Annotated in this window: 17 protein-coding genes; 8 read left to right on the top strand and 9 right to left on the bottom strand. The window is 69.3% G+C overall.

Translation table 11 applies throughout. From position 1 onward, the window contains the following. The first annotated feature begins 7 nt into the window (after positions 1-7). On the top strand, positions 8-961 hold the full coding sequence (secF, locus tag V7Z54_RS01080; RefSeq protein WP_334133706.1) for a protein translocase subunit SecF: 954 nt from the start codon (positions 8-10) through the stop codon (positions 959-961). A gap of 162 nt (positions 962-1,123) precedes the next feature. Here secF and dprA read toward each other — a convergent pair whose 3' ends face one another. Together dprA and V7Z54_RS01070 are read right to left on the bottom strand one after the other, a co-directional pair. Continuing rightward, complete coding sequence (gene dprA / locus V7Z54_RS01075) at positions 1,124-2,359, bottom strand: DNA-processing protein DprA (protein ID WP_334133753.1); 1,236 nt, start codon at positions 2,357-2,359, stop codon at positions 1,124-1,126. 17 nt (positions 2,360-2,376) lie between these two features. Next, positions 2,377-3,552, bottom strand: a complete 1,176-nt coding sequence (locus V7Z54_RS01070; RefSeq protein WP_334133704.1) for a LysM peptidoglycan-binding domain-containing protein — start codon at positions 3,550-3,552, stop codon at positions 2,377-2,379. A gap of 178 nt (positions 3,553-3,730) precedes the next feature. On the opposite strand from V7Z54_RS01070, the gene def reads away from it, so the two are divergent. From def to V7Z54_RS01050, 4 genes are all read left to right on the top strand, one after another. Beyond that, positions 3,731-4,309: a peptide deformylase gene (def, locus tag V7Z54_RS01065; protein WP_334133702.1), complete on the top strand. Its 579-nt coding sequence runs from the start codon at positions 3,731-3,733 to the stop codon at positions 4,307-4,309. Positions 4,310-4,383: 74 nt separating this feature from the next. Next, the gene (fmt, locus tag V7Z54_RS01060) at positions 4,384-5,352 is read left to right on the top strand and encodes a methionyl-tRNA formyltransferase (RefSeq protein ID WP_334133752.1); all 969 of its coding nucleotides are present in this window, start codon (positions 4,384-4,386) and stop codon (positions 5,350-5,352) included. 14 nt (positions 5,353-5,366) lie between these two features. Continuing rightward, entirely contained in the window at positions 5,367-6,128 is a 762-nt protein-coding gene (locus tag V7Z54_RS01055) for an AzlC family ABC transporter permease (protein ID WP_334133701.1), read from the top strand. Continuing rightward, entirely contained in the window at positions 6,125-6,460 is a 336-nt protein-coding gene (locus V7Z54_RS01050) for an AzlD domain-containing protein (protein ID WP_443082398.1), read from the top strand. The genes V7Z54_RS01055 and V7Z54_RS01050 overlap by 4 nt, the downstream gene beginning before the upstream one ends. Here V7Z54_RS01050 and V7Z54_RS01045 read toward each other — a convergent pair. From V7Z54_RS01045 to V7Z54_RS01035, 3 genes are all read right to left on the bottom strand, one after another. Continuing rightward, positions 6,411-8,429, bottom strand: a complete 2,019-nt coding sequence (locus tag V7Z54_RS01045) for an ATP-binding protein (RefSeq protein ID WP_334133698.1) — start codon at positions 8,427-8,429, stop codon at positions 6,411-6,413. The genes V7Z54_RS01050 and V7Z54_RS01045 overlap by 50 nt on opposite strands. Next, positions 8,426-8,953, bottom strand: a complete 528-nt coding sequence (locus V7Z54_RS01040; protein ID WP_334133696.1) for a molybdopterin-dependent oxidoreductase — start codon at positions 8,951-8,953, stop codon at positions 8,426-8,428. Before V7Z54_RS01040 ends, V7Z54_RS01045 begins: the two co-directional genes overlap by 4 nt. Positions 8,954-9,054: 101 nt before the next feature. Next, positions 9,055-11,103, bottom strand: coding sequence for an ATP-dependent helicase (locus V7Z54_RS01035; protein WP_334133694.1), 2,049 nt, complete (start codon positions 11,101-11,103; stop codon positions 9,055-9,057). Between the two features lie 270 nt (positions 11,104-11,373). On the opposite strand from V7Z54_RS01035, the gene V7Z54_RS01030 reads away from it, so the two are divergent. Beyond that, positions 11,374-12,324 carry an AEC family transporter gene (locus V7Z54_RS01030; protein WP_334133693.1) on the top strand — a complete coding sequence of 317 codons (951 nt, stop codon included), beginning with the start codon at positions 11,374-11,376 and terminating at the stop codon, positions 12,322-12,324. A 190-nt stretch (positions 12,325-12,514) separates the two neighbouring features. On the opposite strand, the gene priA is transcribed toward V7Z54_RS01030, so the two are convergent. From priA to V7Z54_RS01015, 3 genes are all read right to left on the bottom strand, one after another. Continuing rightward, entirely contained in the window at positions 12,515-14,626 is a 2,112-nt protein-coding gene (gene priA / locus V7Z54_RS01025; protein WP_334133691.1) for a replication restart helicase PriA, read from the bottom strand. 471 nt (positions 14,627-15,097) lie between these two features. After that, entirely contained in the window at positions 15,098-16,225 is a 1,128-nt protein-coding gene (gene hemE, locus V7Z54_RS01020; protein WP_334133689.1) for a uroporphyrinogen decarboxylase, read from the bottom strand. 7 nt (positions 16,226-16,232) lie between these two features. Next, on the bottom strand, positions 16,233-18,527 hold the full coding sequence (locus tag V7Z54_RS01015; RefSeq protein ID WP_334133687.1) for a protein-disulfide reductase DsbD family protein: 2,295 nt from the start codon (positions 18,525-18,527) through the stop codon (positions 16,233-16,235). 161 nt (positions 18,528-18,688) lie between these two features. On the opposite strand from V7Z54_RS01015, the gene V7Z54_RS01010 reads away from it, so the two are divergent. Both V7Z54_RS01010 and V7Z54_RS01005 read left to right on the top strand, forming a co-directional pair. Next, positions 18,689-19,942, top strand: coding sequence for a cyclopropane-fatty-acyl-phospholipid synthase family protein (locus V7Z54_RS01010; RefSeq protein ID WP_334133685.1), 1,254 nt, complete (start codon positions 18,689-18,691; stop codon positions 19,940-19,942). Between the two features lie 155 nt (positions 19,943-20,097). Next, positions 20,098-20,943 (top strand): creatininase family protein, encoded by an 846-nt coding sequence (locus V7Z54_RS01005; protein WP_334133683.1) that lies wholly within the window; start codon positions 20,098-20,100, stop codon positions 20,941-20,943. 351 nt (positions 20,944-21,294) lie between these two features. Here the strand turns inward: V7Z54_RS01005 and V7Z54_RS01000 are convergent, their stop codons facing one another. Further along, the gene (locus V7Z54_RS01000; RefSeq protein ID WP_334133681.1) at positions 21,295-21,963 is read right to left on the bottom strand and encodes a histidine phosphatase family protein; all 669 of its coding nucleotides are present in this window, start codon (positions 21,961-21,963) and stop codon (positions 21,295-21,297) included. Between the last annotated feature and the right edge of the window lie 520 nt (positions 21,964-22,483).

Raw genomic sequence — 22,483 nt, 5'->3', positions numbered from 1 at the left:
GGGTTGCATGGAGCTGTTTCCCATCCGCAGGGACATTCCCTTTACGCGCCACATGCTGGTGCTGAACCTGCTGTCGGCGCTGACCTTCGTGGCGGCGGTGTTTTTCCTCGTCACACGCGGGTTGAACCTGTCGGTGGAGTTCACCGGCGGCACGGTGATCGAGGTGGCGTACGACCACAGCGCCGATCTGGCCGAGGTGCGCGCGGTGGTGGCCGAGCTGGGCTACACCGATGTGCCGGTGCAACACTTTGGCAGCGCGCGCGAGGTGATGATGCGTCTGCCCCTGCGCGAGGGGCTGTCGTCGGGCCAGCAGTCGGAGCAAGTGCTGGCAGCGCTGCGCGCGCACCACCCGCAGGTTGAGCTGCGCCGCACCGAATTCGTGGGCCCGCAGGTGGGGCGCGAGCTGGTGGAAAACGGGCTGCTCGCGCTGGCCTTCGTCATCGGCGGCATCATGGTCTACCTGGCCGTGCGCTTCGAGTGGAAGTACGCGGTGGCGGCGATTGTGGCCAACCTGCACGACGTGGTCATCATTTTGGGCTTCTTCGCCTTCTTCCAGTGGGAGTTTTCGCTGGCGGTGTTGGCCGCGGTGCTGGCGGTGCTGGGCTACTCGGTCAACGAGTCGGTGGTGATCTTTGACCGTATTCGCGAGACCTTCCGCCGCCAGCGCAAGATGACGGTGCGGCAGGTCATCGATCACGCCATCACCTCGACCATGAGTCGCACCATCATCACCCACGGCTCCACCGAGGCGATGGTGCTGTCGATGCTGCTGTTTGGCGGGCCAACGCTGCATTATTTTGCGCTGGCGCTGACCATTGGCATTCTGTTCGGCATCTATTCGTCGGTGTTCGTGGCCGCGGGCGTGGCGATGTGGCTGGGCATCAAACGCGAAGACCTGGTCAAGCCGACCCAAAAAGCCGCTGGCGGTGGCGACGACCCGAACGCCGGCGCGGTGGTTTGAGCCGCGCGGGGGTGCAGGCGGCCGTCTCCGCTGTCTGTCATCACATATCGAATCCTGTGGGAGCCGCAGCCAGGTTGGTGTCCATCCAGGGCCATGCGCGGGAGCGATGGCGACAGCAGCGGCGCGGCTGGGGTGGTGCCTGCGACGGCCCCCCTGCCGCGGTCAGGCGCGGGCGCAGCGCTGCAACAGGCCGCCGGGCAGGCGCTGCACGCGACCTTCCAGCTCCAGGGTCAGCAGATGCGCCTGCAGGCGCGCCGTGTCCCAGCCGCAGCGTACCTGTAGTACATCCAGCGGCGTCGGGTCGAAGCCCAGGGCGGCGAGGATCGGGTCGCGCTCCTCTGCCGGTGCGGGGGCGCTGTCGGCCGCGCGCGGCGACCGTGTTCCGCGTGTGTCCGCCGCGCCCACGTGGGGTGCGGCGGCAGTGTGTGCGCCATGTGCGTCATTCGGCACGGCAGCCGCCGGAGATGTCCCCGTGTCGGCTCCAGACGGCTGAGCAGCCGCAGGGCGAGGCATCCCCCACAGCGCCTCTAGCTCCTCGGTGATGTGCTCCACCGTCTCCACCAGCTTGGCCCCCTGGCGGATGAGGGCGTGGCAGCCGCGCGCCAGGGGTGAGTGGATCGATCCGGGGATCGCAAACACCTCACGCCCCAGCTGGGCGGCCTGCCCTGCGGTGATCAACGAGCCCGAGCCCAGCGCCGCCTCCACCACCAGGGTGCCGTGACCAAGCGCCGCAATCAGTCGGTTGCGGCGCGGAAAGTGCGCGGGCAGCGGTGGTGTGCCCAGCGGCCATTCGCTCAGCACGCAGCCCTGTGCAGCGATGGCATGCGCCAGTGCCCGGTGCCGCGCCGGGTATACCCGGTCGACGCCGGTGCCCACCACCGCCACCGTCGGCCCAGCGGCCGCCAGCGCGCCGCGGTGGGCGGCCGCGTCGATACCGCTGGCCAGGCCGGAGATCACACTCACGCCCGCAGCAGCCAGCGCACGCGCAAACGCTTCGGCGTTGTCAAGCCCCTGCGGCGTTGGGTTGCGGCTGCCGACGATGGCCAGCCGCCGCGGCGCGGCAGCGGCCCGCACGTTGCCCACCGCGTACAGCACGGGCGGCGCATCCGCCAAGTCGAGCAGGGCGGTCGGGTAAGCGGGGTCGCCCAGCGTCAGCAGGTGGTGGTTGTCGTCGGCTAGCCAGGCGCGCAGCCGCTCGCGTTGGGTCGGCCAGTCCGGTGGGGTACCCACCAGGCGCGCCGCCAGCGTGTCTCCGACGACGCGCGCCAACGCGACAGGACGTTGCGCGAAGACCGCCGCTGGCGGGCCGAACGCGCGCAGCAACTGGTGCGCGGTCGTGGGGCCTACGCCCTCGGTCGCCATCAGGCGCAGCCACGCCTCCCAGTCGTCGGGTCGCATTGCCACGGTCGCTAAGGTCAGGGGTTGCCGAAATGGTCGCCCACGCGTACAGCGTCGGTGATGTGCAGCACCAGGGCATAGGAGACGCGCTCGAAGGTGCGAAACACCATCATCACGCCGTTGCGCTCGGCAGGCAGCAGCAGGTCGGGTTGCCGTTCGTCGGTACGGTCGACCACCCGGGTACGCCCCTTGAACAAGGCCAGTACGTGGCCGGGCTGCAGCCCGTCGGCGGCACCCCGGTTGAGCACCACGATCTGGTTTTGTCCTGCCATCTGCACCGCGTCGCCATGTACCTTGACGATGCGGCCGGTGAGGACGGTGCCAGGCGCATGCGGAACGTAGGTGCGGCTTTCCTCGGTGGTGGGCTGTAGCAGCCGGTCACCGATGCGCACTTCCTCACGTGTCTGCACGATGTCGATGGTGGCGGGCACCAGCGCCGCGGTGCCGTCGCGCTCCTCGACGACGCTCTCTCCGCGTACCAGCGTGGCACGGCCCACCGCGTAGGTTTCGTAGCCCAGCAGCTCGCCCGTGTCGGGGTCACGCAGCGGCTGTGCATGGCGGTAGATGGTCAGCCGCTGCTGCTGCCGTGCATCGGCCTCGAGTGCATCGCCGCTGAGCGCGGCCGCTGGTCCGTACTGGCTGCGCGCGTAAGCGCGGTCTCCGCGCGCCAGCAGCACACGGTTTTCGGGGCCGGCCACGATGCGCGGGGCCTGTTCGTGCCGCTGTGCATCCACGATGGTGACGTCGACCAAGAACGGTTCGATGGCGCCGGGCGGCAACGGGGGAATGGCGGTCTGCGCCAGCGGTTCACTGCGCACACGGGGCGAGAGTTTGACCGTGGGCAGCTCCTCGTCGGCCAGCTGCAGGAAGGCTCGGTCACCCACTCGCGTCAGCACCAGCACCTGCCCGGGGTAGATCAGGTGCGGGTTGCGGATCTGCTGCAGGTTCATGCCCCACAGTTCGGGCCAACGCCAGGGACGCTTGAGGTACAGCGCCGAGATCGCCCACAGTGTGTCGCCACGTTTGACGGTGTAGCGCTGCGGTGCATTGGGGGCGAGCTCGGCCAGGGGCACGCCGGCCTGCGCTACCTGTTCGGCGGTGCTGCGCTGCTCGGGGGTGATGGGATAGTTGGGGAATGCCCCAGCGGCGCCAGCCGTGGCCGCGGCGGCAGCGATCAGTACCCGAACCAGCACGCGGCCCGAACCCGGCAGGACTGCGCCAGATGGCTGGGGCGGACGGCGGCGGAGGCGTGGCGTGGTCATGTGTCAATCCCCTCCCTTGGCATTGTGCAGGGTGTCCCCACTTCTGGCAATGGCAACTGTGGCGGCAAACGGCGGCACTAACCAAAAGTGACGACAATACCGACATTCTATGAACACCCACGCCGAACCTTACCCGATCCTGCGCTACCCCGACCCCCGCCTGCACACCGTCGCCAAGCCGGTAGCAGTGGTGGATGAGCGCGTGCGCCACATCGTGCAGCGCATGTTCGTGACCATGTACGGCGCCAACGGCATCGGTCTGGCGGCCACGCAGGTGGATATCCACGAACGCATCGTCGTCATCGATGTGAGCGAGACGCGTGACCAGCCGCTGGTGTTGATCAACCCCGTCATCGAATGGGCCAGCGAGGACAAGCGCCGCGGCGACGAGGGGTGTCTGTCGGTGCCCGGCATCTACGATGGCGTAGAGCGTTCGGTGGCGGTGCGGGTGCGCGCGCTCGATGAGCGGGGCGAGGAGCGGATCCTGCACGCCGAGGGGCTGCTGGCGGTGTGTATCCAGCACGAGATGGACCACCTGATGGGCAGGGTCTTCGTCGAATACCTGTCGCCGCTGAAGCGGGAGCGTATCAAGATGAAGCTGCTCAAGGCGCAGCGCGAGGCGCAGCGCCAGCGGCGCTCGCCGCAGCGGGCAGCGGGCATGCCAGCTGGGGCGGAGGTGCGGCTTTGAGCGCCGCGGCCACCAATCCGTTGACTGCGTCTCCCGAGTCTGTCGCCCACAGCCCCGATGGCGCGGCGGCGTCGCTGCGGGTTGCGTTTGCCGGCACGCCGGCGTTTGCGGCGCAGGCGCTGGAGGCGATTGGCCGCGCCGGTTTTCCGGTGGTGCTGGTGTTGACCCAGCCCGATCGCCCAGCGGGGCGCGGGTTGCAGCCGCAGCCTTCTGCGGTCAAGCAGCTGGCTCAATCCCGCGGTTGGACCGTGGTGCAGCCGCGGGGGCTGCGGCTGGATGGGCGCTGGGCAGAGGACGCGGCGGTCGCGCAGGCTGCGCTGCAGTCTGCGCGGCCGGATGTGCTGGTCGTAGCGGCCTACGGTCTGCTGTTGCCGCGCTGGGTGTTGACACTGCCGCGCCTGGGCTGCCTGAATATCCATGCGTCGTTGCTGCCGCGCTGGCGCGGGGCGGCACCGATCCAGCGGGCGATCGAGGCCGGCGATGAGAGCACCGGCATCACGCTGATGTTGATGGACGAGGGGCTGGATACCGGCGATATCGTGGCCGCGCAGGCATTGCCGATCGGGGCGCAGGAGACGGCCGGGCAGCTGCATGACCGCTTGGCCGCGCTGGGCGCGCAGCTGGTGGTGCGTGCGCTGCGCGCCGCCGCGCAAGGGCAGCCCTGGCCGCGCCGGCCCCAGCCTGCCGACGGGGTGATCTACGCGCACAAAATCGACAAGGCCGAGGCGTTGCTGGACTGGACGCAGCCGGCGGTGGTGTTGGCTCGGCGGGTGCGGGCTTTCAACCCGGTGCCGGGGGCCGCCACCCGGCTGCAGGGCGCACCGCTGAAGGTATGGACGGCGCATGCCGTAGCACACCCCGACGCTGGGGCCGCGCCGGGCACCGTCGTGGGCGCCGACGACGGCGGCATTCGCGTGCAGACGGGCGAGGGCGTGCTGGTGCTGACCGAGGTGCAGCGTGCGGGGGGGCGGCGCCTGCCGGCCGCGGTGTTCCTGCGTGGCAGTCCGCTGCCCGTGGGCACCCGCTTGGGCGTGGGGGCGTAATGGGCGTGGCAGCGGTGGCGACGCCGTTTTGGCGCGCTTCGTTTCTGGATCCGGCGCTGTGGCGGCAACCTGCGTTCCGCCAGGGTGCGCGCGAGCTGCTTGGGGTAGCCACCGGTATCGGCGCTTGGGGTCTGATGACTGGTGTGGCGATGGTCCAGGGCGGACTGTCTCCGCTGGAGGCCCTGTTGATGACGCTGCTGGTGTATGCCGGCAGTGCCCAACTCACCGCAGTGCCTCTGATCGTGGGCGGTGCACCGCTGTGGGTGGTGCTGGCGGCGGCGTTTTGCGTCAACCTGCGCTTCGTCGTGTTTTCGCTGCATCTGCGCCCGTATTTGCGGCATTTGCCGCGCGGGCAGCGGCTGCTGACGGGCTACCTGACGGGGGATTTGAGCTACGTCTTTTTCGCGCGCCGCTACCCGTATCCGGGCCGCAGCGAGGCCGAACGGCGCGAGCAGGAGGCCTACCTGGCCGGCAGCTGCGGCATCAACTATGCGTTCTGGATGGCGGCCAGTATTCTGGGCATCGCGTTGGCGAACGTGATCCCGGTGGCGTGGGGACTGGGGTTTGCCGGCACGCTGGCGCTGCTGGGGGTTGCGTGTTCGCTGGCCACGTCGCGCTTGCGGGTGCTGTCGGCGCTGGTGTCGGGTCTGGCGGCGGTAGCGGCGTGGGCGCTGCCCCTGCGGCTCAACATTGTGGTGGCGATCGCGGCGGCCGTGGCGGTGTGCCTGGTGGCCGAGGCCGGCACCGCCGCGTGGCGCCAACGCAGGGGGGCGTGATGGAGCTGGATCCGTGGCGGCTGCTGGTGTTCGTCGCGCTGGGGGTGGTGACCGTGGTCACACGCGGCTTTTTTTTCCTGTCCGACCGCACCTGGCACCTGCCGCGCTGGGCCGAACGGGGCCTGCATTACGCGCCGATCGCGGCGCTGTCGGCAGTCGTGGCCCCGGAGCTGTTGCTGCAGCAAGGAGTGTTGCTGTCCACCTGGCAGGACGCGCGGCTGTTTGCCGCAGCGGCCGGCGCTGGCTGGTTTTTCTGGCGCGGCGGCGTGCTGGGCACCATCGTCACGGGGATGGCGGTGTATCTGCCGCTGCATCTGGGGCTGGGCTGGTGATGCCGCCGTCGCGCTCTGCCCGCACCGCCGCCAGGGCGGCACGCAGTGGCGCGGCCTGCACCGGTTTGGGCAGGAAGCTGTCCATGCCGGCCGCGCGTGCCTGCGCGACCGCGTCGTCCATCACGTCGGCGCTGAGCGCCACGATGGGCACGCGGCCACGCAGGCCGGGCAGCGCGCGGATGCGCCGTGTCGCCTCCAGTCCGTCGAGCTGGGGCATGTGAATGTCCATCAGAATGACGTCGAAGTCCTGCGCTGCCGCGCGCTGCACGGCCTGCAGCCCGTCTTCGGCGAATTCGACCTCGTGGCCGAGCCGCTGCAGCAGGAGTCCAACCACCTTGCGGTTGACGGGGTGGTCTTCGGCCACCAGCACGCGCAGGGCCGCCGGGGTTGGCGCTGCCGCTGCGGCGGCGTGCGGGTTGGCCGGGGTGGCGTCACCGGTCGCCGCCAAAGGGGCGACCGGCTGAGCGTCGGTTTGCGCACCGGTGGCGGCGGCGGTGCTTACCGGTGGTGCCCACGGGGCCACCGCATCAGGCGCCGCGCAGAGGCTGGTCAGCCAGGTGGCGGTGAAGATCGAGCCCTCGCCGGGGGTGCTGCGCACGGTGATGTCGCCGCCCATCAGTCGCGCCAGCGTGCGTGCAATGTCCAGCCCCAGCCCGCTGCCGCCGTAGCGGCGTCGGATCGAGGGATCGGCCTGCTGAAAACGCTGGAATAGCCGCGCCTGCGTGGCGGCGTCGATGCCGATGCCGGTGTCGGTGACGCGCAGCCGCCAGCGGATCTGTGTCGGGCCGACCGGTTCGGCCCGCAGCTGCACGTCCACACTGCCGCGTTCGGTGAACTTGATGGCGTTGCCGATCAGGTTGAGCAGAATCTGGCGCACCCGCGTGGCATCGGCCTGCACCCGAGACGGAGCGTCGGCATCGATTTGCAGCGTCAGCCGCAGCCCCTTGGCGTCGGCCTGGGGCTGCAGCCAGCGCAGCACGTCGCGCGCCAGTTGGGGCAGGTCGACGGCGGCGGTCTGGATGCGGATCTGTCCGGCGTCGAGTGCCGACAGGTCCAGGATATCGTTGAGCAGGCTCAGCAGGTGCTCGGCTGACGCACGCGCCGTGTTCAGCTGCTCGCGCTGATGGGCGTCCAGCGGGCTGTCGGCCAGTACGTCGAGCATGCCGAGCACGCCGTTGAAGGGGGTGCGCAGCTCGTGACTCATGTTGGCCAGAAACTGGCTTTTTGCGCGGCTGGCGGCTTCGGCGGCGTCGCGCGCCTGCGCCAGCGCGGTGTTGAGCGCGTGCAGCTGCTGCTGTTCACGCTGCTGGCGCTGGTGGCGCCACCACAAGGCGGCGGCGGCCGTCAGCAGCAGCGTGACCTGGGCCGTCATCAACCAGACCACGTAGCCGCGCAGGCGTCGCACTTCGTCCAGCTTGCTGTCGATCAGGGTCGCCACGCGGCTGTTGGCGGCGAGGGTGAGCGCCTGAACCTCCGGTCCCAGCGCCATCATCTCCTCGAGCCACGTCGCCAGCCCGGTGCGGCGTTGCGTGGCCAGCACATCGTCGGCGCGGGCCACCAGCGACTGCAGGCGCGGCAGCAGCGCCACGAAATTCGGGTCCGCCTCCAGCGGGCGGGTGGAGGGGCTTTGGCGCAGTAGCGCCAGCCGGCCGGCATAGATGTCCAGCCGCAGCGCCAGCGCATGCCAGTCCGGCGGCCCGGGGCGGGCGATTTCGAGGTGCAGCTGTTCGCGCAGGCGCAGGAATTCGCGCTCGTGCTGGGACAGCAGCGCGGTGATCGAGTCGTTCTGCTGCAGCTGCGCGGTTTCCTCGGCCGACTGGGTCTGGCGGATGAAGGCCACCAGCAGTACCGCCAGGCCGAGCGCCAGCAGCGTGGTCGTGAGTGCAAGTGCGACCAGGAAGCGGCGTCCCTCGGCCGGGTGCGAAGGAGGAGAGGGGGCCGGCGTGGCACCGTCGGTCGGTGGACTCATTCGACCTCGATCGACTTGAGCTGCCAGATCGACCGTTCGTAGTAGCGCTTGTCCCTGAGCACCGGATCGCTGTCGAAGGGGTAGACGATGAACAGTGGCCCCTTGTCGCGCACGGCCATCGGCTTGCCATCCCGGCGGGTGGCAATGACGACGTCGAAGCGCTGCGCATCTTCCGCCGGGATGACGATGCGGTAGTCGTTGAGTGCGGTGGCGCGCAGCTGGCGTCCCTGTACGCGCACCGCGGCCAACACGTCGCGCAGCCGCGGTCCACTGAAGGTGACGGGGTGCTCATCCCATGGCGTGCGGGTGGTGAAGCGGTGCTGTGGCAGGCGCTCGAGCATCGGCAGGTCGAAGGCGGCGTGCGGCCCCTGGTTGCGCACCCCGATCTGGCCGCTGATGGTCAGCACCACGCGTTCGGTAGGGGGTGGCAGCGGTGTGTCCTGCGCCGACGCGCCCATGGCGCCAAGCAGACCGAGTGCACATACCGCCAGCATGGCAAATCTGCGCAAAATGAGCTGATTCATGCAGTCGCGCGCAAAAGTATCAAAATAGGTATGATCTTAAGCGACGGCACGCGGCCATGTCCAGGTGCCCAGGCACCGTGGCCCCGAGGCTTGCGCGCGCGTCAGCGCACCGCCTGCACCGCCGCCCGTGCGGCAAATTCGGCGCGCAGCGCGCGCAGCTTGGCGCGCGGGTCCTCCTGTGTGGTGGCCGGGTCGAGCTGCATTTCGGCGATGAAGCGGCTGGGCTGTGCCGCCACGCGCTCGCGCCCCTGCTTGCGCTGCTTGAGCCAGCTCACCACCAGCGTGCGCTGCGCGCGCGTGATGCCGACATACATCAGTCGGCGCTCTTCCTCGATGCGCGCCGCCAGCGCCTGTGGGTCGCCGTCGGCGTCGGGCTTGAATGGCAGCAACCCCTCGTTGACGCCGACCAGCATTACGTGCGGCCACTCCAGTCCCTTGGCGGCGTGCAGTGTCGACAGCGTCACGACGTCCTGGTCCTGCTCGCGTTCGGACAGGGTACTGATCAGGGCTACCGTCTGCGCCACTTCCAGCAACGGACGCGGCTCGCGCACCGCGCTGGTACCCCCCATGTCGTCGATCTGCCCGCCGCAGCGCTGCGCCATCCAGTCCACGAAGTCGAGCACATTGCCCCAGCGTGCGCTGGCTTGCTGCTCGCTGTCGGCGTGTTCGTGCAGGTGTGCTTCGTAGCCGATATCGCGCAGCCAGTCCACGAGCACGGCGCGCGCCGCCTCGTGGCCCACGGCGTGACGGGCCCGGTACTGCAGCTCGTTGACGTAGCGCCCGAACTCGTGCAGCGCCGCCAGCGCACGGGCGGGCAGCGTGGCCGCCAGCGTGTGCGAAAACAACGTCTCGAACAGGCTCAAGCGCGCGCTGGCGGCCAGCTGGCCGAGCTGCGCCAGGGTCTGGTGGCCGATGCCGCGCCGGGGCGTGGTGATGGCGCGCAGAAACGCCGGGTCGTCGTCCTCGTTGGCCAGCAGACGCAGCCAGGCACACAGGTCCTTGATTTCGGCGCGATCGAAAAAGCTGGTGCCGCCCGAGACCTTGTAGGGGATGCCGGCGCGGCGCAGCGCCACCTCGAAGGCGCGTGATTGGTGGTTGGCGCGATACAGGATGGCGCAGTCGCGCCACGCCGCGCCCTGCGCGCGCAGCCCCTGCAGGCGCGCCACCGCACGCTCGGCCTCGTGCTCCTCGTGATCGCAGGCCAGCACACGCACTGGCTCGCCCTCGCCCAGCGCGCTCCACAGCGTCTTGGGAAACAGCTTGGGGTTGGGGCCGATGACGGCGTTGGCCGCGCGCAGGATGGCGTTGGTGGAGCGGTAGTTTTGCTCCAGCTTGATGACCTTGAGGGTTGGAAAATCCTGTGGCAGGCGGCGCAGGTTGTCCAGGGTGGCGCCGCGCCAGCCGTAGATGGACTGGTCGTCGTCGCCAACGCAGGTCAGGCGCGGATTGTCGCGCTCGCCGTGGCCCACCAACCGTTTGAGCAGCTCGTATTGGGTGGCGCTGGTGTCCTGGTATTCGTCCACCAGCACGTGGCCCAGGCGCTGCTGCCAGCGCGCGCGTACGTCCGCGTGTTCGCGCAGCAGCTTCAGCGGTAGCGTGATGAGGTCGTCGAAGTCCACCGCCTGATAGGCGTTGAGGCGCTCCTGGTAGCGCGCCATGACGAGCGCGATCTGCCGCTCGGCGTCGTCGCGCGCCTGTGCCAGCGCGGCGGCGGCGTCCAGCCCCGCTCCTTTCCACTGGCTGATCACCCACTGCCAGTGGCGTGCGGTGGTGCGGTCGGTGGTGCCGCCGCAGTCTTTGAGTAAGTTGACGATGTCGTCGGTGTCCAAAATGGAAAACTGCGGTTTGAGTCCGATGGCGGTGCCGTCTTCGCGCAGGATGCGCACCCCCAGCGCGTGAAACGTGCACAGCAGTACCCCTTGTGCCGCCTTACCGACCAAGGCGCGGGCGCGTTCGCGCATTTCGGCCGCGGCCTTGTTGGTGAAGGTGATGGCGGCGATGCGCTGCGGTGCCAGCCCGGCCTGGATCAGGCGCGCGATTTTGTGGGTGATGACGCGTGTCTTGCCCGATCCGGCGCCGGCCAGTACGAGCGAGGGTCCATGCAAGTGGCAGACGGCTTCGAGCTGGGCGGGGTTGAGGGTGTCGTGCATCGGTCGTGAAAGGGCGAGACACAGCGGCTGCAGACGTGCCGCCGCGTCGGGCCACAATGCGGGCGGGGCGCAATCATAGTTCGGTTGCCCGGCATGGCCTTGGTCGGTATGGGGTGAGGCGGTGGCTGAAACCCGATGTGGGTGCCAGCGGGCTCCCACTGAGTCGATGTTGCGGACGGGTCGTTCGGTTGGACGCCCTTATCAGACACCCGGTAACGCAAACGACACACGGGGACCGCGCCCCGGCAGCGGCCCGCTACCATGGAGGTGATGGGCGCAATATTGCTGGTTACGTTTCCCTTCTTTGCGCTGGTGGCGGCGGGCTATCTGGCGGCGCGGCGGCGCTGGCTGCCGCTGGACGCCATCCCTGGCCTCAACGGTTTCGTGCTGTTTTTTGCCCTGCCGGCGATGCTGTACCGCTTTGGCGCCTCCACCCCCATTGCCCAACTGCTGGATGCGGCGGTGGCTGGCGTGTGGCTGCTGTGCGCGCTGCTGGTGGTGGGGTTTGCGGTGGCGATCAGCTTGGGCCGTCGCATTCGCTGGAACGACGCGGCGTTCGGTGCCCTGGTGGCAGCGTTTCCCAATTCGGGCTTCATGGGCGTGCCCCTGATCGCCGCGCTGCTGGGGCCCCCAGCGGTGGGGACGGTGATCGTGGTCATCGTGGTGGATATGGTCATCACCAGTTCGCTGTGTATTGCGCTGTCGCGTCTGGATGCAGGCGAGGGTGGCGCGCGCGCAGCGCTGAAACAGGCCCTGTTGGGGGTGCTGCGCAACCCCATGCCCTGGGCTATCGGTTTGGGAGCAGCCGCATCGGCATGGCGCGTGACGCTGCCTGGCCCACTGGACAAAACGGTGGCCTTGCTGGCCGACGCCGCCAGTCCGGTGGCGCTGTTTACCATCGGGGCGGTGCTGGCGCGCTCGCAGCTGCAGGCCGACCATCCGATGCCGCTGCGCGACTACGTGCCACTGGCGCTGGTGAAGCTGTTCGTGCATCCGTTGCTGGTGTTGCTGGTGGGGGCGGCTGCCATCCAGTTGGGGGTGGGGCTGCAGCCGGCCGCCCTGCAGACGCTGGTGCTGACGGCGGCGCTGCCCAGCGCCAGCAATGTGTCGCTGCTGGCCGAGCGCATGGGCGCCGACAACGGGCGCGTGGCGCGTATCATTTTGGTGTCCACGGCGCTGGCATTCCTCACCTTTTCGGCGGCAGTGGCCTGGCTGCGCTGAGTCGTCGTGGTCGCCCACGCCATGCTGCCGGCGGTAGGCGCTGTCGCGCAGTCCGTGCTGTTTCTGAACGCCACAGCCTCCATGGCCGAACCCGGGCGTGTCGTTAACAGGCGGCAAGGCACTTGAGCACAGCAACGAACCCGTGGTTGCCCTGCCAACCCACAGCAGTGGCATCAGCCGCCGCGGTGGCTCAAAAATGCAGCGGATCGACGTCGATGGCCCAGCGCAGCAGGCCGCGCCCCGTGGGGCCGGCGCGCAGCGCGTGCAGGCGCGGCAACCAGGCAGCCAGAAAGGCCTGTAGCGCCGGGCGGTGGCTCGACTCCAGCAGCAGCTGGGCGCGTTCGACATCGGCCACCCGGGTCAGCGTCATCGGTACCGGCGCATACAGCGTGACGAGGGCGGCGCCAGGCAAGTCCGCCGCGGCGGCGCGTGCCTCAGTCAGCCACTGCAGCGCCACCGGCAGCTGGCGCGCTTCGGCCCGCAGCAGCGCCTGGTGACTAAACGGCGGCATGCCGGCCTGTCGGCGTTCCTGCAGCTGCCGCGCGGCAAAGGCCGCGAAGTCGTGTCGCGCCAGCGCGGCAAACAGCGGATGTCCGGGGTGCGCCGTCTGCACCCACAGCTCCACCGCGCTGTCCTGCGCGGCTACGAATGCCGCGTCGCGCCCAGCGCGCCCGGCGGCCTGCATCAGCAGGGTAAACAGCCGTTCCGGCGCGCGCCAGTCGCTGGCAAACAGCGCACCGTCGGTGTTGACGCTGGCCACCAGCGTGATGCGCCGGAAATCGTGCCCCTTGGCGATCATTTGGGTGCCCACCAGCACGTCGATGTCGCCCTGGTGCACCGCCTGCAGCGTGTCCTCCAGCGCACCGGCGGCGCGGGCGCTGTCGGCATCCAGGCGGCCAACGCGCACCGGCGTCCCATCGGAGCGTTGCAGGCTGGCCAGCTCCATGGCCAGGCGTTCCTGTAGCTGCTGCGTGCCCTGGCCGAGCGCGTGCAGATCGGGGTCGCCGCAGGATGGGCAGTGCTGGGGTACCGGGGTGCGATGGCCGCAGTGGTGACAACGCAGGGCGCGTTCGGTTTTGTGAAAGACCAGATAGGCGCTGCAGTGCGGGCAGGCGCTTTTCCAGCCGCAGTGGCCGCAGCCGATCACCGGGGCGTAGCCGCGGCGGTTGAGCAGCACCAGCGCCTGCTCACCACGCGCCACCCGCGCGGCAATGGCCTGCAGCAGCGCCGGGGCCAGCACCGTGCCGCGCGGCAGCTGTCGCGTGTCCAGCAGGCGCAGGCGCGGCCACCGCGCACCGCCCATGCGCTCGCCCATTTCGACGCGCAGATAGCGTCCCGTCTGGGCAGCGTGCCAGCTCTCCAGCGATGGCGTGGCCGACCCGAGCACGACCCGGCAGCCGTCGGCGGCGCCCAGATGAGCGCGATACACCGCTAAGTCGCGTGCCGAGTACCGCGCCCCCTCCTGGCTTTTGTAGCTGGGGTCGTGCTCCTCGTCCACCACGATCAGGCGCAGCCGCGGCAGGCTGGCGAAGATGGCCATGCGCGTGCCCAGCACGATGCGTGCGTGCCCCTGGTGGGCCGCCAGCCACGCCCGCAGCCGCTGCGCGGGCGTCAGTCCCGAGTGCAGCGTCACCACCGCGTCGCCGAAACGCTGCTGCAAGCGCGCCAGCAGCTGCGGCGTGAGGTTGATCTCCGGCACCAGCACCAGCACCTGCGCGTGCGGGTCGCGGCGCAGCAGGCGCTCGGCTGCCTGCAGATACACCTCGGTTTTCCCGCTGCCCGTGGCCCCGAATAGCAGCACCGGGCGGTCGCTGGCCTCGATGGCTTGCAGCGCCTGACGCTGGGCGGCGGTCAGCACTGGGGGCTCGGCGGCGCCAGCGCCGGGCGCTGGCGTGGGACCAGCACCCGGGCGGGCCAGGCGTCGCTGCAAGCGGGCCGCGTCGCCTGCGCGCAGCGTCGGGGGAAGCGCTGCCAGGGCGATCTCCCCAGGGGCGCGCTGGTAATAACGCGCGGCAAAGCGCACCAGCGCGCGCCAGTGGGCGTCCAGCGGCGGCAGCGCCGTCCACACCTCTTCCACCGGGCGCAACGCGGTGGTGGGCGCGGGGGCATCCTCTGCCGGCGCGTCCCACACGATGCCCAGCACCCGCCGCCGCCCCAGCGGCACCCGCACCAGTGTCCCGGGCGGCAGGGAATGTCGGCTGAGGTAGGTCAGGCTGTCGGCCAACCCGCTGTGGGCAGGGGTGGCGACGACCACCTCAACGGGGGTTGCGGGCTCGGTGGGCTGCGGTGTCCCGCTTGGCATGGCGGCGTCCCTGGCCTCCCCGTTGGACGTCGGTGCGGTGGCCACTCCAAGCGCCTGAGCCATCAAGGGTTTTGCACGCTGTCCCACGATACTGTGGATAACTTTGTTGGCAACCTGCGGATGTCAAGCGTAAAGCCTTGAGGGTTAAGACCAGCAACAGATTGCCCAAAAAATCAGCAAAGCTGAAAAAGTATTACAAAACAAAATGTTACGATGATTCGTCGAGGTCGCGCCGAAAGATCTGTGGCCAGCTGCCACTTTGACGTCGCCCCTCGTTTCGTGTGCATAAGCCGCACGCCTTGACGAATGTGCGGCTCGATCGCGTGTGATGTTACCCCCCATGAGGTGGGTATCGTGGGAATAAACCCCGGGCTGGCGCTTGCCGCCAGGGATCGCCCGCTGCGGGCCCGGCCGTCGTGCCGGGTGGCGTGTGCGCCCGCGGCAGACCTCCCGGCGGCGCACCGGTGGCTGTCATGACCGGCGCCCGACGGCGGCCTGCCGCATGTGGCGCGAGTGCGCATGCACGGTCTCCACCAGCGCATGGACGTGTTCCGGCGGCGTGTGCAGGCCGATGCCGTGCCCCAGGTTGAAGATGTGCGTGGGGCCGCGGCGGGTGGGGTCGGTGTGCGGCATGCCAAACGACTCCAGCACCGCCACCGCCTCGCGCGCCACCACGTCGGGTGGGGCCAGCAGCACCGCGGGGTCAAGATTGCCCTGCAGGGCCTTGCCGGGCTCCCCGGGCTGGCCGCCCACCCGCGCGCGCGCCCGCCCCAGATGCACCGTCCAGTCCACTCCCAGCACATCGCAGTCCAGCTGCGCCATATCGTCCAGCCACAGGCCGCCGCCTTTGGTGAAGACGATGCGCGGGATGACCTGTCCCTCGTGCTCCCGGGGCAGTTGCTGCAGCACGCGGCGCGTGTAGGCCAGGCTGAAGGTCTGGAACGCCCCGTCGGCCAGTACCCCGCCCCAGCTGTCGAAGATCATCACCGCCTGGGCACCGGCGTGGATCTGCGCCGTCAGATAGGCTGCCACCGCATCGGCATTGACGGCCAGAATACGGTGCATCAGGTCGGGGCGGCTGTAGAGCAGGGTCTTGACCAGCCGGTAGTCGTCCGAGCCGCCGCCTTCGACCATGTAGCATGCCAGGGTCCATGGGCTGCCGGAAAAACCGATCAGCGGCACTTGGCCATTGAGTGCACGCCGTATCGCCGCCACGGCGTCGAAGACGTAGCGCAGGCGTTCCAGGTCGGGCACGGCCAGTGCCGCCACATCGGCCTCGGTGCGCACGGGGCGCTCGAATGTTGGGCCTTCGCCGCTGACGAAGCGCAGCCCCAGTCCCATTGCATCCGGCACCGTCAGGATGTCGGAAAACAGGATGGCGGCATCCAGCGCATAGCGCTGCAGCGGTTGCAACGTCACTTCGGTGGCAAAGTCGACGTTTGTCGCCAGCCCCATGAAGCTGCCGGCGCGCTCGCGCGTGGCTCGGTATTCCGGCAGATAGCGCCCTGCCTGGCGCATCAGCCAGATGGGCGTGTAGGGTGTGGCCTGCCCCAGGCAGGCGCGCAGAAAAGTGTCGTTGTGCAGCGGCGCGAAACTCATGCGGGGATTATCGTTGCCCCACTGCCTGGAAGGCGGCGCGCACGTCGGCCGTGCGCAGGATTTCGCGCATCACCTGCGGTGGCCGGCCGGGGACGTGCAGCACGTACACGGGCACCCCGTTGCGGCCCAGCGCCGCCAGTGCCTCGGCGATCACGGGGTCGCGCCGCGTCCAGTCGGCGCGCAGCAGCGCGATGCCCGCTGCCGCAGCATCCTGCAGCACCCCTGGGTCCTCCAGCACCGCCGCTTTGTTGACTTGGCAGGTGACACACCACGCAGCGGTGAAGTCCACGAACACCGGTCGCCCCTGGGCGAGCAGTTCGCTTTGACGCTGTGGGGTCCAAGTTTCCCACTGCGCGTTGGATGTACTGGTCGGGGCACTGGCGGCCTCACGCGTCACGTACGGCCCCAGCGCAACGAGGGCCGAGCCCAGCGCCAGCACGCCCGGCACCAGCAGTACGGTGCGCGCGCGTCCGCGACGACCCAACGCCCACAACACCCACGTCAGCGCCAGCACAATGAGCAGCAGCGCGCCCACGCCGTCGATGCCGCTTTGCTGGCCCAGCACCCACAGCAGCCAGATGGCGGCTGCTCCCATCGGGAAGGCCATCGCCTGCCGGAAGGTGTCCATCCACGGCCCGGGGTGCGGCAACCGTCGCGCCAGGCCTGGCCACCAGCTTGCGGCCAGGTAAGGCAAGGCCATTCCCAGGCCAAGCGCCGCAAAGACCGCCAGCGCCTCGCCTGCGGGCAGTGTCACCGCCAGTCCCAGCGACGCGCCCATGAACGGTGCCGTGCAGGGGGATGCCACCGCCGTGGCTAGTACACCCGTCAGGAAGGCGTCGGCCAGCGGGTGGCGCAGTCGCAGGCCCGCCAAGCCCGCCGGCGCCAGCTGACCGACGTCGAACACCCCCGCCAGGTTGAGCGCGATGACCACGAACAGCGTGGCCAGCGCCGCCACCACCAACGGATTTTGCAGCTGAAAGCCCCAGCCCACCGCTTCTCCAGCCGCACGCAGCGCCAGCAGCAGCGCCCCCAGCGCCAGGAACGACACCAGCACGCCCGCGGTGTAGGCCAAACCGCCCAGCCGGTGGGCACGGGTGTCCGCCCCGTGCGCCTGAAACGCCATCACCTTGATGGCCAGCACCGGGAACACACAGGGCATCAGGTTCAGGATCATTCCGCCCAGCAGGGCACCCAGCAGAGCCAGACCCAGGCCCAGGCGCGGCGCCGACGGCGCGGGCGTGCCCGCAGGCGCCACTTCGGCGGGCGCCACCGCGCTGGGCGGCTGGGCCACGGGCGGCCAGCTGCCCTGCACCGGCCAGTCGAGCCGCACACCGGGGCTGCCAGCACCTTGTCCGGGCGGATGGGCAGGTGCCAGCACGAAGGCCAGCCGATCCGGAGCGTCGGAGCGGTAGGGGTTGAACGGCACGGTGGCGTGCCACGTATCGCCCGCCCAGCGCTGCTGCCAGGGGGCACCCGGGGCGATCAGGTTGCCCATCTCTGGGAAAAACTCCAGAACCTGCCCCTGCCACGGCGCCGGCAGCCCACGCACCTGCAGGTGCAGGCCCTCGGTGTCCACCATCAGGCTGCCGGTGGCAGACGACGGCTGCGGCGCGGCCGCCCAAGCGGCCTCGAAAGCCGCCGCATCGGCGACGATGGCGGCCTGGCCGGGCAGACGCAGGCTCAGCTGCGCCTCCTCGGGTACGCATTCGCGCCGACAGATCAGCCAGGTCGCGTGCAGGCGCACCTCCACCGCGCCGCTGGGCGCTGCCGCGACCATCACCGGCACCGGCAGCAGTACCGTGCCGTCGTAGCCGTAGTTGGCCAGATCGCCAAGCGGAAACTTGCGCGGAGTCGGCCATTGAATGTCACCGGCTTGCCAGCCGGCAGGCAGCGTCCACTGCAGTTCCACCGGCAGGCCGGAGTCACCGGGGTTTTTCCAGTAGGTGTGCCATTCGGGGGCGTGCTCGATGCGCAGCCCCAGCCATAGCGGCTGCCCCGGCTGGATGCCGTACGGCGCGTGAGCCAGCAACGTCACACGGGAAAACTCGCTCTGCGCCACGGCGCCGGAGGGGGTGGCCGCTGCTGCGGGCAGGGCCACGGCCAGTCCCAGCCACGCCGCCAGGCCAAGACTGACCCCGCGCGGCCCCGCGCGGCGGCCCAAGGGGTATGCCGCATGCCACACCAGCGCCGCGAACGGGGGGGCGGGCTGGGCGCCGCCCAGCAGCGCCCGGCGTGCCCACGCGCAGCCCCACGCCGCCGCGGCGGCCAGCCCTACAACATAAATCAGCCAGAGATCGAACATGATGCACAGGCACAGAGAGGGCTTGGTGGCCCCAGGTTCCCGGATTGTCGATCATCGTCTATGAATTGACAAAATCTATCGCTCCCATCGCAGGCCCCATCTTGGCAGCGCGGCGACGATCGCCAACAATGATCGTGGTCGACTCAGAGAGGAGACGCGGGATGCTGGCGATCGACAAACCGCTGGAGGGTTGGGTGCGCCGCTGGCGTGAGCGGGTGGACCTGCCGCTGCGGGTCTGCTGGGGAGTGGGTGAGGGTGAGCCGCGCTGCTGGGACTTGGGTCGGTTCGAGCAGCCGCGGGTGACCATGACCGTACGTGACGCGGCGGCGCTGACAGCACTGCTGGCCCCCTCGCTGGATACCCTGGGCGAGGCCTACGTTGAAGGGCGTATCGACGTCGAGGGCGATATCGCCGATGTGCTGGCCATCGCACACACGCTGGTGGCTGCCGGGCGCGACGCCCCGCAATCGGAGGGGGGTGGCACGCTGCATCGTCTGGTCAAGGCGTTCACCCACAACCGCAAGCTCGATCGCGAAGCCATCCAGTACCACTACGACGTCTCCAATGCGTTTTATGCCGAGTGGCTCGACCCGGCCATGGTGTACTCGTGCGCCTATTTCGAAAATGGCAACGAGGATCTGGCCACCGCGCAGCGCAAAAAAATCGACCACATCCTCACCAAGATCCGGCTGCAGCCCGGGCAGACCCTGCTCGACATCGGTTGTGGCTGGGGCGCGCTGGTCATCCGCGCCGCGCAGGCGTTTGGCGCGCGCTGTGTCGGCATCACCCTGTCGCAGGCGCAGTACGAACTGGCGCGCGAGCGCGTGGCAGCGGCCGGGCTCAGCAACCGCGTCGAAATCCGGCTGCAAGACTACCGCGACCTGGAGGGGACGTTTGACCGCATCACCAGTGTTGGCATGTTCGAGCACGTCGGGCTCAACCATCTGGCCGAGTATTTCGGCATCATCCGCCGCCACCTGGCACCCGACGGCTGGGCGATGAACCATGGCATCACGACCACGGACGCCCACGACGGCGAAACGCCGGACGGTGGTGGCCGCTTCATCGACAAGTACGTTTTTCCCCATGGCGAGCTGCCGCATATCTCGACCGTGCTGCGCACCATGCAGGAAGGTGGCCTGGAGCCATTCGACGTCGAGAGCCTGCGCCGCCACTACGCGTTGACGCTGACGCACTGGAGCCGGGCGTTCGAGGCCAAGTCTGAGCGCCTGCGCACCATGGTGCCCGAGCGCATCTGGCGCATCTGGCGTGTCTATCTGGCCGGGTGCGCCTGGGCGTTCGAGCACGACCAGATTTCCCTGTTCCAGGTGCTGTGTCACCCGGCGGGCCGCTCGGCCCAGGAGCTGCCGTGGTCGCGCCGCTGGATGTATGAGGGCAGCGCCGCCTCCCGGTGACCTGACACCCTGCAGACCGCTGCGGCCGACGCTTGCCGCGTGCCCGCTGTCTGGCGACGCTGGGTTTGCAGCTCCGAAGGCGATCCGGTGTGCGCTCGCCACATCGCCTGCGGGCAGGCGCACCGCGTGCCGTTAGGGGTGACTATCATGCGGGCATGAACGATTCAGGTATCACCGGTGGCATGCAGCGCTGGGTCGATCTGCGCTGGCCCGACTTTGCCGCGCTCGATGGCGCGCGCACTGTCGCCATCCTGCCCGTGGGGACGACCGAGCAGCATGGCCCGCATCTGCCGCTGGGCGTCGATATGGCCATCGTGGAGGCGGTGCTGGCGGCGGCGGGTCCGCACGTTACCGCCGACGTGCCCGCTCTGGTGTTGCCCCCGCTGCCGGTTGGCCTCAGCCCGGAGCATGCGCGCTTTCCCGGCACGCTGACGCTGGCGCCCGAGACGGCGCTGGCCCTGTGGCGCGACGTGGGTGCCTCGGTGGCACGTGCCGGTGTGCGCAAACTGGTGTTCTTCAATGGCCACGGCGGCCATGTCGGCCTGATGGATCTGGTCGGACGCCAGTTGCGTGCGCAGCACGATCTGCTGGTGTGGGGCATCAATTGGTACGACCTGCCGTGGCATGATGAGGAGGGCGACCGTCTGATGGCGGCCGTCGACGCGCGCGAGCAGCGGTTTGGCGTGCATGCCGGGCAGGTCGAAACTGCCGTGATGCTGGCGCTGGCGCCGCAGCACGTCAGGCAAGCGGCGCTGCGGGTCTATCCCTCGTCGTCCGAAGCGCGCGCGCGCGACTACCCGCTGCTGGGCAATGGGCGCAGCGCCAAGTTTTACTGGCAGATGCAGGACATCCACCCGGCGGGTGCCGCCGGCGACGCGGCTGCCGCCGACGCCGTTTGGGGGCGCCGGGTGATCGACGCCGCCGGTCGCGCGCTGGCGCGGCTGCTGCAGGACATCAGCGCGGTGCCGCTGGATGCCGCCGTCTCGCAGCCACGCGCCTGACGCGGCGGCAGCGCCCGGGCTTGTGGGGCCCCGAACAGGACGGCGCAGCTGCCCGGGCGCAGCTGCCCGCTTCGCGCAGCCGCTGGCGCCAACGTCACAGGGTGCGCTCGCAGGTCCAAAAAGCATTCAGGGTGTTTAGGCCCAGCCTGTCTCCGCACTGAACGGACGCGAGTTGTTTGGGGTCGTTTTTGTGGGGCAACGGCCCAGGCCATTCGGCCGCTACCCGGTCGGAGCCCGGTCGAAGAATTCTGGATGCGAACGCCGGTGTGCTGCATGGGCACGGCGCGCGTTTCGCGCCCAGGCAGTGCCAAGGCTGTTCAAACACCTCCCGGTGGTGGGTATCCAGCCCCATCAGGCGTGTGTGATCCAGTCGCGGTACTCGGGGGCCGTCAAATGCGGCAGCGTGTTGAAGCTGACCAGCGCGCAGCGCCTGGGCGTGTGCGCCACTTCGGACACTGCCGTGTTGCGCAGCCGCAGGTTGAGTTCGATCGACGCTTCCGGGCTGGTCCCCAGCAGGTGGCCCACCAGGGAGGCAATCGGGCCGCCACTGCTGATTACCAACACATCGCCCGTGTGCGCATGGCGTATGTGCTCCAGCAGCGACACCGCAGCACTGCGAAATGCCTCATAGTCCGGCATGCCGCGCGGTGAAATCACGCCCGCCATCCACTGGCGCAGCGCGTCGCGCAGCAACCGGAAGTGGGCGCGGTAGCCCTCAGGCGTGTGCAGGTCCCCCGGCGGCGGGGCTTTGAGCGCCTCGATCAGGGCTGCACTGTCGTATTCGTCCAGTCCCGGCCAGACCTGCGCGTCCCGTGCCGCTTCCCAGCCCGTGCGGATCGCCAGCCACGTTTCGTGATGCCGGCGCAGGGTACCGGTAAAGACGGCGTCAAAGTGTAGACCATGGGCGCGCAAATGCTCTCCCAGTCGCTGGCCCTGGCGCCAGCCCAGTGGGCTGAGTCGGTCGTAGTCGTCCGAGCCGAACGAGGCCTGCGCGTGACGCACCAGGTAAATCGTTCCCATGAGCGGCATTCTGGAGTGCACGCGCGCGGCACGCAGTCGCCCCGGCGACCGCTGGTGCAACCGCGCACCACCCACCCGCGAGCAGGAGGGGATCGAGGACATGCTTGACGATCTAGCGTCTTCGAGTGCTGCCGGGCTTGCATTAGCTTGGCCTTAGCGGCGACATGCCTCGAGGCCCATGCCCGCAGCGATTCGCGTCCCTAACACGTGCCATCCGCCAGTTCGGCTGCGATGGCACGCGGCTCGCTCTGCACGGCCTCGGTGCAGACCTGCAGTGCTACCCGTGTGCGCCGTTGCCGGTTGGGCCGCCACCGTGGCCAAAAGGCCGACGTGCAGGCCGTAGCCGGAGGCGAGCGTTTTGCTATTCGATTTTGGTGTATACTAGCGGGCTCCTGTGAACGCGGCAGGCCACTCAACACCAAGTCACAAACACGGTGACGAGAGGTGGGTGATGGTTGTGCCGCTGGCTCTGGGGTAGCGGTGTGTGGTGGTGTGCTGCTGAGGCTGCTCTGGGTTTTGT

It is taken from the genome of Tepidimonas sp., assembly GCF_036824975.1.
In the GTDB taxonomy this organism is placed as follows: Bacteria; Pseudomonadota; Gammaproteobacteria; order Burkholderiales; family Burkholderiaceae_C; genus Tepidimonas.
This window is presented reverse-complemented; position numbering and strand designations above follow the sequence as displayed.